Source organism: Streptosporangium sp. NPDC002721 (genome assembly GCF_042888905.1).
GTDB lineage: Bacteria > Actinomycetota > Actinomycetes > Streptosporangiales > Streptosporangiaceae > Streptosporangium.
On the sequence record NZ_JBIAQI010000009.1, the window covers coordinates 343527 to 354366 of the forward strand.

9 protein-coding genes and 1 riboswitch are annotated in these 10840 nt (G+C 72.2%); of the genes, 6 read left to right on the forward strand and 3 right to left on the reverse strand.

What is annotated here, in order from left to right:
- Nucleotides 1-4: 4 nt before the first annotated feature.
- Complete coding sequence (gene trpD / locus ACFYWM_RS15370; protein WP_389914399.1) at nucleotides 5-1075, forward strand: anthranilate phosphoribosyltransferase; 1071 nt, start codon at nucleotides 5-7, stop codon at nucleotides 1073-1075.
- A gap of 250 nt (nucleotides 1076-1325) precedes the next feature.
- Entirely contained in the window at nucleotides 1326-2432 is a 1107-nt protein-coding gene (locus tag ACFYWM_RS15375) for a histidine kinase (protein WP_389914402.1), read from the forward strand.
- On the opposite strand, the gene ACFYWM_RS15380 is transcribed toward ACFYWM_RS15375, so the two are convergent.
- The 3 genes from ACFYWM_RS15380 to ACFYWM_RS15390 form a co-directional block, all read right to left on the reverse strand.
- Nucleotides 2375-2662, reverse strand: coding sequence for an Lrp/AsnC ligand binding domain-containing protein (locus tag ACFYWM_RS15380; protein WP_362870353.1), 288 nt, complete (start codon nucleotides 2660-2662; stop codon nucleotides 2375-2377). The genes ACFYWM_RS15375 and ACFYWM_RS15380 overlap by 58 nt on opposite strands.
- Before the next feature lie 55 nt (nucleotides 2663-2717).
- Nucleotides 2718-4430 (reverse strand): DEDD exonuclease domain-containing protein, encoded by a 1713-nt coding sequence (locus tag ACFYWM_RS15385; protein ID WP_389914405.1) that lies wholly within the window; start codon nucleotides 4428-4430, stop codon nucleotides 2718-2720.
- A gap of 143 nt (nucleotides 4431-4573) precedes the next feature.
- Nucleotides 4574-5731 carry a phosphotransferase family protein gene (locus ACFYWM_RS15390; RefSeq protein WP_389914408.1) on the reverse strand — a complete coding sequence of 386 codons (1158 nt, stop codon included), beginning with the start codon at nucleotides 5729-5731 and terminating at the stop codon, nucleotides 4574-4576.
- Nucleotides 5732-5972: 241 nt separating this feature from the next.
- Between ACFYWM_RS15390 and ACFYWM_RS15395 the strand changes: the two genes are divergently transcribed.
- From ACFYWM_RS15395 to ACFYWM_RS15410, 4 genes are all read left to right on the forward strand, one after another.
- The gene (locus tag ACFYWM_RS15395; protein WP_389914413.1) at nucleotides 5973-7205 is read left to right on the forward strand and encodes an NYN domain-containing protein; all 1233 of its coding nucleotides are present in this window, start codon (nucleotides 5973-5975) and stop codon (nucleotides 7203-7205) included.
- A 47-nt stretch (nucleotides 7206-7252) separates the two neighbouring features.
- On the forward strand, nucleotides 7253-7885 hold the full coding sequence (locus ACFYWM_RS15400; RefSeq protein WP_389914416.1) for a hypothetical protein: 633 nt from the start codon (nucleotides 7253-7255) through the stop codon (nucleotides 7883-7885).
- Between the two features lie 224 nt (nucleotides 7886-8109).
- On the forward strand, nucleotides 8110-9069 hold the full coding sequence (locus ACFYWM_RS15405) for an NlpC/P60 family protein (RefSeq protein ID WP_389914418.1): 960 nt from the start codon (nucleotides 8110-8112) through the stop codon (nucleotides 9067-9069).
- Nucleotides 9070-9768: 699 nt separating this feature from the next.
- A riboswitch (cyclic di-AMP (ydaO/yuaA leader) is annotated at nucleotides 9769-9928 on the forward strand.
- Between the two features lie 109 nt (nucleotides 9929-10037).
- On the forward strand, nucleotides 10038-10586 hold the full coding sequence (locus ACFYWM_RS15410; protein ID WP_389914421.1) for a C40 family peptidase: 549 nt from the start codon (nucleotides 10038-10040) through the stop codon (nucleotides 10584-10586).
- The last annotated feature ends 254 nt before the right edge of the window (nucleotides 10587-10840 follow it).

The following is a 10840-nucleotide window of genomic DNA, read 5'->3' on the forward strand; positions in this document are numbered from 1 at the left end:
CTCCATGGACGCGCGTACCACCTGGCCCGCGCTGCTGTCCGCCCTGATCGCGGGCGAGCACCTGACGGCCGACGAGGCCGCCTGGGCGATGAACCAGATCATGTCCGGCTCCGCCACGTCCGCCCAGATCGCGGGCTTCGCGGTGGCGCTGAGGGCGAAGGGCGAGACGGTCGCGGAGGTGACCGGCCTGGCGCGCACGATGCTGCAGCGGGCCACCCCGCTGTCGGTCGAGGGGCCCGTCGTCGACGTCGTCGGCACCGGCGGCGACCGGGCCCACACCGTCAACGTCTCGACCATGGCCGCGATCGTGGCCGCCGCCGCGGGGGCGAGGGTCGTCAAGCACGGCAACCGGGCCGCCTCCTCCTCCTGCGGCGCCGCCGACGTCCTGGAACACCTCGGGATCGTGCTCGACCTCGCCCCGGCCGACACCGCCAGGGTCGCCGTCGAGGCCGGGATCGCCTTCTGCTTCGCGCCGGTCTACCACCCGGCGCTGCGCTTCGTGGGCCCCACGCGCAAGGAGCTCGGCGTCCCCACGATCTTCAACTTCCTGGGCCCGCTGACCAACCCGGCCAGGCCCGCCGCCCAGGCGATCGGCATCTTCGACGCGGGGATGCTCCCCACCGTCGCGGGCGTCTTCGCCGAGCGCGGGGTCTCCGCGCTGGTCTTCAGGGGCGACGACGGGCTGGACGAGCTCACCATCGCCACGACCTCCACGGTCTGGGTGGTGCGCCAGGGCGCCCTGGAGCAGGTCGTCTTCGACCCGGCCGCGCTCGACATCCCCAGGGCGGCGCCCGACGCGCTGCGCGGCGGGGACGTGGTGTTCAACGCCCAGGCCGTGCGTGACCTGGTCGGCGGCAAGACGGGGCCGGTCCGCGACGCGGTGCTGCTGAACGCCGCCGCCGCGCTGGTCGCCCTCGACGGCGCGGGGGAGGGCGCGGGCGACGGCGCCGGTGACGACCTGAACGCCGCGATGGCCGCGGGGTACGAACGCGCGACCCGGGCCGTCGACTCCGGCGCCGCGGCCGAGACCCTCGACCGCTGGATCCAGATCAGCCGGGCCCTGAAGCCGTCCTGACCTTCGATCGCCGGATCCGGGCCGGGCGGGCCGTGAAGTCGTCCTGACTCCCGGCCGCCGGATCCGGGCCGGGCGAGCCTTGAAGTCGTCCGGTTTTCGATCACCGGATCCGGGTCGGGACCGGCCCCGGAGCCGTCCTGGGCTTCGCCGGGAAACCGTTCCGGTGCCGGGCGTCCTCCGCTCGTGGGCGGACACAAGATCCGCCCACGAGGGGATGTATCGCCCCGGGTGACCGTTCTAGATTGCGGCCATGTGGCGTGCTGACCTGCTGAACGAGCAGATGTTCCCCATCCTGCTGTCGTGCGCGGCCCTCGTGCTGTGCGCGGTCGTGGCGAGCCTGGTGTGGGAACGCAGGCTCCTGCTGCGGAGGCTCAGGTCGTGGGAGGCCCGATTCGCCGACCAGGGGGAGGCGCTGGCCGGTGCCCAGCTCGCCGAGAGGCGGGCGCGCATCGCCCGCGAGCTGCACGACGTCGTCGCCCACGGGATCAGCATGATGACGCTCGGGGTGGGCGCCGGCCGGATGATCATGGACAAGGATACCGAGCGGGCCAGGGAGACCCTGAGGGTGGCCGAGGAGTCGGGGCGCCAGGCACTCGTCGAGCTCCAGCGCACCCTGTCGCTGCTCGACCTCGACGGCCTCTCCGCGGGCAGGACGCCCCAGCCCAGGCTGTCCGACCTCCGCGACCTGCTCGCCGGGGTCAGGGAGCGGGGCCTGCGGGTGGACGTGGTCGAGGACGGCAGGCCCGCCGAGGTCGGGCTCGCCCTCGAACTGGTGGCCTACCGCATCGTCCAGGAGGCGCTCGACAACACCCTGCGGCACGCCGGCGCTCGCTCGGCCCGCGTCACACTGCGCTGGCGGCCGGGCTTCCTCGACGTTCTCGTACGGGACGACGGCAGGACCGTCCCCGCGGCGGTCGCGGGGCACGGCCTGCTCGGCATGCGCGAGCGCGCCACCCTCTTCGGCGGGACGCTGGCGGCCGGGACCCTGCCCGGAGGGGGTTTCGAGGTGCGGGCGCGGCTGCCCACCGCGGGCGAGGTCGGCAGCCGTGCCGGCGAGGGTGACCTCACCGTCACCGCGCCCTTCGGGCCGCGCCCGGGCTCCATGGGGGCGGTCGCGGGAGGGATCACCGGCCCGGCCGGAGCGGCCGCGGAGGCGATCACCGGCCCCGCCGGGCCGCGTCCGGACGCCGGGTCGAGCGGGGAGGCCCCCGTTCGGCCCGCCGGGCCGCGTCCGGGCTCCGCCGGGTCGGGTGAGGAGACACCCACTCGATCCGCCGGTGTGGACGAGGACCAGGAGGATCAGTCGGACTCGCCGAGGCCGATCGAGAAGGCGGCCTCCAGGTCGTGCCGGGAGTAGGCGCGGAAGGCGACGTGGGTCTCGGTGTGCAGCACCCCGTCCACCTTGTTGATCCGGCCGGGGACGACCTCGGCGATCTCCTCGTAGGCGGGGACGCGGACCATGGCCATCAGGTCGTACTCCCCGGTTATGGAGTAGACCTCGCTCACCCCGTCGATCTCGGCGACCGTCTGGGCGACCTCGGAGATCCGGTCCACCTCGGCGTTGATGTGAACGATCGCGGTGACCACGAGCTTCCTCCTCGTTGAGTGCGGCTTTCCGCCTCAGAAGCTATCAGCGCGGGCGTCAGCGCAGCGGGCGGCCCTCGCGCGGGCGACGCGGCTCGGCCGCCTGGTAGGCGCGGTCGATGCGGGCCTTGAGCCGCCCCGCGCCCGAGACGGGCAGGCTCCAGGTGCCCTCCACCTGCACCAGCCGCACCCCGGGGGACTCCAGCCAGCGCAGGACGCACTCGGTCTCCTCGGCGCTGGCCGCGTGGACCGGCCCCGGACCCGGCGGCACCGTCTCGGCGGTGGCGGTCAGCGCCTCCACGAACGGGTTGGGGTGGGCGCCCTTCGGCATCACCCCGGCCGAGGCGAGCCGTCCGTACCGGATGACGTGGATCTCCCAGGCGCCGCCGGGCAGGGGGGCCGCGGCGACCATCTGGGGGATCGCGGTCAGTGACCGCAGCCGCTGCATGCGGGCCGAGGTGCGGACGTAGGAGGCGAGCCGGTCGCGGTCGGCGGCGGCCTCCTCGTAGCGCTGGTCGAGGGCGAGCCGCTCCATCCTGGCCTCGATCGCGGAGAAGACCGGAGCCGCGTCCAGCTCCATCGCCCGGCGGGCCGCCACGACGTGCACGGCGTACTCGCCGGGGCTCTGGCGGCCCTCGCACGGGGCCCCGCACTTCCCGATCTCGGCGAGCGCGCAGGCCGAACGCCTGGTGCGCGGGGTGATCCGCTCGGTGCACTGCCGCAGCGGGACCGTCTCGTGCAGGGCCGTGCGGGCGTCCTCGGCGGCGCGGGTGCTGTTGAACGGGCCCAGGTAGGAGGCCTCGTCGTCCTTGACCTCGCGGACGACCGACAGGCGGGGGAACGGCTCGTCGGTCAGCTTGAGCCAGAACATCTTCTCGGGGAAGCGCGACCTGCGGTTGTAGCGGGGCTTGGCCGAGCCGATCAGCCGCAGCTCCCTGACCTCGGCCTCCAGCGCGGTCGCGCAGCTGATCGACCTGACCCGCGCGGCGATGCCGACCATCTCGCGGACGCGCGGCCTGGTCTCGCTCGCGGTGAAGTAACTGCGCACCCGGTTGCGCAGGTTGGTGCTCTTGCCGACGTAGAGCGGGTCGCCGCCCTCGTCCTCGAACACGTAGACGCCGGGGCCCGCCGGCACCGAGTCGGCCAGGTGCCGCTTGCGGCGCTGCTCGGGGGTGGGGGCGCGGACGAAGCCCTTGAGCTCCTCCAGCGTGTGCACCCCGAAGGAGCCCGCCCGCTCCAGCAGGGCGTGCAGCACGTCGACGGTGGCCCGCGCGTCGGCGAGCGCCCGGTGGCAGGGCTCGGTGCTGCTGAAGATCCTGGCCAGCGTGGACAGCTTGCAGTTGGGCGCCTCGTCGCGGGTCAGCAGTTTGCGGGCCAGGTCGACGGTGTCGACCACCTGGTGGGCCGGCGGGGGATACCCGTGCGCGGCGCAGGCCGCCCTGACGAACCCCAGGTCGAACCCCGCGTTGTGCGCCACCAGGGTGGAGCCCGCCGCGAACTCCAGGAAGGACGGCAGCACCGACTCGATCCTCGGCGCCGCCACCACCATGCTGTCGGTGATGCCGGTCAGCACCGAGATGAACGGCGGGATCGGCGAGCCGGGGTCGACCAGGGTGGCGAACTCGCCGAGCACCTCGCCGCCCCTGACCTTCACCGCCCCGATCTCGGTGATCGCGTGCTCGCCCGCCGAGACGCCGGTGGTCTCCAGGTCGAACACGACGAAGGTGATCTGGCCGAGCGGGGTGCCCAGCTCGTCGAGTGTTCCCTGCACGGCGTAATCCACGACTCACGACCATAGAAGCCCCGACCGACATTTACCGCACCGGACCCTCCCCCGGCCGGTGCGCGCCGGGCGCCGGGAGGATCCCCGCCCCCACGGGCCCGCGGGGGCCTTCCGAGAGCCTTCCGAGGGCCTCAGCTCCAGTGGCTCCCGTCCAGCATCCGTTCCAGGAGGGCCCGGTGCATCACCAGGTCGTCGGGGTCGTCGGGCATCGCCTTCTCGCCGAAGTGGACCTGGCGCTGCCAGATGCGGGCCATGATGATGCCGTGCCTGAGGGCGGCGTACGTCTCGTAGAACTCCATGTCCCGAGGCTTGTATCCCGTCGTTTCGTAGTACGCCTGGCAGACGTCCTCGCGCCGCATGAAGTCCGGCATCCCCGGCAGGCCCATGAACTCGGTGAGGTCCTGGAAGAAGGTGTGCAGGAAGATCATCCAGGAGATGTCCAGCTCGCGGGGGGCGACCGTGGCCATCTCCCAGTCGAGCACCGCCACCGGGGTGAAGTCGTGATACATCACGTTCCCGATGCGGGCGTCGCCCCAGTTCAGCACGTCGGGCCCCGGCGCGGCGGGCCAGTGCTCCTCCAGCCAGCCGAACGCCCGCTCCAGCAGCGGGACGGGCGTCGAGCCGTGCGCCCACTCGTAGTAGGCCCGCTGGTCGTCGACGTGCCCGCGCAGCGCCGTGCCGTCCGTCCCGGGGATCTCCAGGGGGCGCAGCTCCTCGGCGGTGAAGGGGGTGTCGTGCAGCCTGGCCAGGATCTCGACGCTGTTCCGCTGCAGCCGGTCGCGGTCGGCGGGGGAGGCGTCCAGCAGCCAGCTCCCGAAGGTGTAGGGCATCACGTCCGGCGGCACGTCGCCGGTGAGCCGCTCCATCACGAGGAACGGGGCGCCCAGGGGCCCGGGGTCGGGCTCGTACCACAGGGGCCGGGGCGCGAGCACGCCCGCGCGCTCCCTGACCAGCCGCATGACCTCGTACTGCCTGCCGAGGTCGTAGCCGGGGAAGACCGGCACCGCCTCGCTCGCCGGGGCCAGCCTGGCGACGCACGGGATGTCGTTGCCGCCCTCGGCGGAGGTCCAGGAGGCGTCGAAGAGCAGGGTCTCGCTGGACATGCCGTTGCCCGAGGGACGGGACAGCGGGGAGAGCGTGACGGGGGATCCCACCCTCCCGGCGAGCCACGAGCGCATCCGCTCCCCCAGCTCCCCGAGGTCGCGGGTCGAGGTGCGCATCTCCTCGGCCCGCCGGCCGGGCTCGTTCGTCGGCTCGTCCATCGCGTTCTCCCGGGTGGCGTGCGTCACAAGGTGATCCGCACAGTCGTAACCCAGCAGCAAGCGCTTGTCCACAGAGGGTTCACGACCTCGTCGGCCGCCGGTCGATTCACGGTCAGGTCGGGGTCAGGGTGCGGTAGCCGTACCCTTGACGTGAAGACCGATCCGAGTAGGGGCCGTGATGAGTTCAGCCGGAGAGGGCCTGTCTCGTCCGTTACCCGAGCAGGTCCGCTTACATGTCGTGGAGCTGGCCTCCCAGATTCTCGGTTCGATGCCCGCGGCCTCGGTCCCGTTGCCGCTGAAGGGGATCGCCAGGTTCGACCCCCGCAAGCGGGCCAGGCTGGGCGGGGCGCCGATCGCCGCGCAGCTGGAGACCGACAAGAAGTTCCGCGAGCTCGTCGCGGAGACGCTGACCGAGGGCTGGCCCGAGCTGATCGCGAGCCTCGCCGAGGGCACGGTCCCGCCCGCGGCCGAGCCCGTCATGGTGGCCGCGGCCGCCTACCTGACCCGGCCGCCCGGCTGGGCGGACATGGTGGAGACGGCCCGCGCCGACCTGGAGCGGTCGGCCGCCGCGGCCGAGGGCTCCGCGCAGGAGCAGACGGTCTCCCGGCTGCGCGAGCAGTTGGCCGCCCAGAAGACCGCGGCCAAGGAGGAGTCCGAGCGGCTGCGCGAGCAGCTCAGGACCTCGCGCTCGGAGGTCTCCGACCTGCGCCGCAGGCTGCACGACTCCCGTGAGCGGACCAGGGAGGCCGAGGCGCGCGCCGCCGCCGCCCAGGAGGTGGCGGAGGAGGCGAGGGCCGCCGCGCTCTCGGCCGGGAGCACGGTGGAGAGCGAGCTGCGCCGCCTGCGCGAGCGGCTGGCCGACGCAGAGCGGCAGCTGGAGTCGACGCGCAGGGCCGCCCGCGAGGGCCGCAGCGTGGAGGACACCAAGGTGCGCATGCTGCTCGACGCCCTGCAGGACGCCGCCGCCGGGCTGCGCAGGGAGCTCGCCCTGCCCTCGGGCATCCACCGCCCCGCCGACTCGGTGGCCTCGGTGGCGCCCGGCAGGCAGGGGGTCCAGGCGGTTCCCGCGCGGGCGCTCGCCGACGACGACCCCGCCCTGCTCGACCAGTTGCTCGCGCTGCCGCAGATCCACCTGATCGTCGACGGCTACAACGTGACCAAGACCGGTTACGGCACGTTCACCCTGGCCGACCAGCGCAGCCGCCTCCTCACCGGTCTGGGCGCGCTCTACGCGCAGACCCGCACCGAGCTGACCTGCGTCTTCGACGGCGCCGAGCTGAACGGTCCGGTGCCGGTGTCGGCGCCCAGGGGGGTGCGCGTGCTGTTCAGCGCCCCGAACCAGATCGCCGACGACCTGATCCGCCAGCTGGTCCGCGCCGAGCCCGCCGGGCGCGCGGTCGCGGTGGTCTCCTCGGACCGCGAGGTGGCCGAGTCGGTACGCAGGATGGGCGCCAGGCCGGTGCCCTCGGTGCTTCTTCTCAGACGTCTGGGGCGCGCGTAAACCTTTCGGGGTGGCCGGGCATCGGATCACCCAGGAGGTTCGATTCGATGAAGAAGATCATAACGCTCGCCCTCGCCGTCCTGGCCGCCGGAGCGACCGTCACCACACCCGCGGCGGCCACGACGGCCGCCATCCCCAAGGGTTTCCTGCTGTACGAGAGGGACGCCGCCAAGAAGGACAACGACCCCGAGACCAACTGGAAGGTCACCAACTCGGCGAGGGCCGGGCTGGCCGTGAACCCGTGCGACCGGAGCACGCTGGCCGCGACCGGCCGGGTGGCCGCGCGGACGGTGACCTTCACCGGAGTGCCGGACTTCATGAAGGTCGAGCAGGTGATCCTGTACGGCTCGCGGGCCTCGGCCGCCTCGGCCGTCGCCCAGGTGCGCGCCGCCCTGGCCAGGTGCGGGGCCAGGACCGAAGCGGGCTCCAGCTACCGCTACGCCTCCTCGCGCCTGACCGGGCTCGGCGACGAGGCGCTGAGGGTCTCCGGGCAGGTCTACTACGGCAAGAGGGCCGGGGTGGGCGGTGACCGGAGCGTGCTGGTCAGGAAGGGCAACGCCGTCGTGGTCTACCTCTGGGCGGGCGAGTACTCCAAGCCCGAGAGGAGCGACTGGACCGTCCAGCTGCGCGACGCCAGGAAGATGACCGCCAAGATCTGCGACGTCGCCACCTGCGCGTAGCGCGGACGGGGTTCGGATCGGGCCGCTCCCCGCGGCCGGGGCGCCACCGGGTGGTCGGACGGGCGTCACCGGTCGCGGGTAAAGCGCTTCCACCTGCGAATAAGGAGCAAACCCGGCGAAAAGGTGAGTCAATCATTACTTCTTCTGTACTATTCGCCGCAGGTCTGGTGCAGTCGGGAGGCGTTGACGTGGCCGTGGCGGGTTTGCCGGTTGGACTGATTCGGATGCCGGCGGCGGCGGCCGGGCTCGCCCTCGCGCTGCTGACGATCCCGCTGAGCGGAGCGTCCGCCGACCCGAGGCCGACGCTCGCCCAGGCCCAGAAGAAGCTCGAGAAGCTCAACGAGCAGGCCGACCAGGTCGTCGAGAAGTACAACCAGGCCTCGGAGAAGTGGAAGCGGGCCCGGAAGAAGTACGACACGCTCAACGCCGACCTGAACCGCCAGAACGAGCAGGTCGCCGGGCTGCGCAAGGAGCTCGTCACGATGGCCGTCAGCACCTACCAGGTCGGGGTGATCAACGGCTGGGAAGGCATGATCTATCAGAGCGACCCCGGCGCGCTGCTGAGCGGCCTGGCCGCGGCCGACCAGATGTCCACCTCCCGCGCCCAGTCCCTGAGCGCCTTCGACGAGGCCACAAAGACCCTGCGGACCAGTCGCGACCAGGCGAAGAAGGCGCTGGCCGAGGCCGACGAGACGCGTGACGACCTGGCCAGGGAGAAGGCCAAGGCCGACAAGATGGTCAGGGCCCAGACGAAGCTCCTGCGCGAGCTCAACGTCTTCAAGGTGGGCAACCCCGAGAGCGCGGGACTCCAGTACAACGGCTCCGCCTCGGGCAACGCCCGCGCCGCCCTGCAGTTCGCCTTCGCCCAGATCGGCAAGCCCTACCGGTACGGCGGCACGGGTCCCAGCGGCTGGGACTGCTCCGGCCTGGTCCAGGGGGCCTGGCGCAGCGGGGGCGTCAGCCTTCCCCGTACGACCTGGGAGCAGTGGAGCTGGGGCGCGAGCCGCAAGGTCTCGCTGAGCGAGCTCCAGCCGGGAGACCTCATCTTCAGCGAGGGGCTCGGCCACGTCAGCATGTACGCGGGCGACGGCAACATCGTGCACGCCCCGCAGACCGGTGACGTCGTGAAGGTCGTCCCGCTCTCCTCCTACGGCCGCCGCATCGTCGGAGCCGTCCGTCCCTGATCGTCCTTGCTCATTGAGCCCTGAGCCCTGCCCCAAGCCCTGAGCGCTGTTCTGAGCGCGGCGGTCGCCGGGCCGTGTGGCGACGCGGTGGACGTCCCCCTGCGGCCCCGTACGACCTCATGGGCGCCCGCGCCGCCTGAAACGGGCTCTCGGTCCTGAGCGCGTGTGTGGTTCCCTCTTGAGAGCCTGAGGGCTCGCCGGGGTTCGTGAGGGCTTCCTGCCCGGCAGGCGCGCAGGGCCTTCGCCGAGGCGGTTCACACCCCGCCGTGCGCTCCACCGGCTCCCCGGCCCGGGGAGATCGCCGAGGTGGATTTCCGGAAGCCGGTCCACGGTGCCGGCGCGTGCGCGCGGGCTCCGGGAGGCCGGGTCGTCCGAGGGGCGGCGCATTCCAAGGATAACCCTCGACTATGGCGATGTGATGAATATTACAGAAATCGCCGTCAATCAGAGTGATGTCAGACATGTGACGAGGGTCATATCTCAATAGCATAAATAGCTATTTAGCAGGGGTAACGGGAAGATCAAGAGGGGGATCTGGGCACCCGATTTGGCGAATGCTTTGCCGAAAGTTGGAGATCGGGGTAACTTCTGGCGTCGCGACGTGCAAGCCACGCCGTCGCGGCGAATGTCGGTCTTCGGGCCGGTGTCCCTATAGAAATCCAACCGGCCGCCGTGCCCCCACCCGGGGGCAGGGCTCATCACGGCGGCCCGCCGAATCTATGCAGCCAGGAGGCATGGAACCGGGGACCCAAAAGGCCCAGCACAGCGTGGCCAGGGGTGAATCGGCACATTTGTGCCGTAGGGCATCTTCCAAGCCCGAACCCGTCAGCTAACCCGGTAGGCATCAGTGGAAGTCCCAAGGAGAAATCCTGTCTACCACCCAGCACAACCCCCGCCTGTCGCGCCTTTTCCGCCTTTCCATCGGCGGTATCGCCCTCACCCTGACCGCCTCAGCCGGAGCGGTCACCTTGGGGCCCACGGCGGCGCAGGCGGTGGCGGACGGCCCCTCGGAGATCCTGGTCAACAGCGTGACCGGCGCCTCCGAGAAGGCCGGAAGCACCAAGAAGACCGCCTCTCAAACCGCGACCACCGCGACCACCGCGACCAAGGCGAAGGCCAAGGGCAAGGTCAGGAAGAGCAGGGCGGCACTGCAGAGGATCCGGGCCGGAAAGGCGGTCTCGGCGGCCAAGAAGCAGATCGGCGACCCGTACCGGTGGGGAGCCTCCGGCCCCGGAGCGTTCGACTGCTCGGGGCTCGTCCGGTACGCCTGGCGCAAGGCGGGCGTGTCCCTCCCCAGGATCACGCACAGCCAGTACAGGTCGATCAGGAAGAAGGTCTCGTGGAGCAAGCTGAGCCCCGGTGACCTGATGTTCTTCAGTGGGAAGGGCCACGTCGGCATGTACGTCGGCAAGGGCAGGATGGTCCACTCGCCGAGCAGCGGCAAGACGGTCCGTGTCGTGAGGCTGGCCGGCTACTACCGGTCCTCCTTCGCCGGAGCGGTACGACCCGGGGCCTGAGCCCCGCACGGAGCCCGGGCGCGCGGCCCGGACCCGCGCGGGCCCGGAGCCCGGGAGCGGACCGGACGCGAGGCCCGGGCGCAAAACCCGGGCACGGAGCCCGCGTCCGGGCGGGCGTCCGAGCACGGAGAAGCGGGGGGCGGCGCGCCCCCCCCCCCCCCGGGGCCCCCCCCCCGCGGGGGGGCCGCCCCCCCGGGGGGGGGGGTTGGACAGAGCCCAGCGCCCCCCGCGGCGCCGCCGCGGGGGGCGCGGGG

What these genes read in the sequence shown, in the direction of transcription:
- trpD (WP_389914399.1), top strand. Translation starts at nt 5, where the DNA reads ATGGACGCGCGTACCACCTGGCCCGCGCTGCTGTCCGCCCTGATCGCG.
- ACFYWM_RS15375 (WP_389914402.1), top strand. Translation starts at nt 1,326, where the DNA reads ATGTGGCGTGCTGACCTGCTGAACGAGCAGATGTTCCCCATCCTGCTG.
- ACFYWM_RS15395 (WP_389914413.1), top strand. Translation starts at nt 5,973, where the DNA reads ATGCCCGCGGCCTCGGTCCCGTTGCCGCTGAAGGGGATCGCCAGGTTC.
- ACFYWM_RS15400 (WP_389914416.1), top strand. Translation starts at nt 7,253, where the DNA reads ATGAAGAAGATCATAACGCTCGCCCTCGCCGTCCTGGCCGCCGGAGCG.
- ACFYWM_RS15405 (WP_389914418.1), top strand. Translation starts at nt 8,110, where the DNA reads ATGCCGGCGGCGGCGGCCGGGCTCGCCCTCGCGCTGCTGACGATCCCG.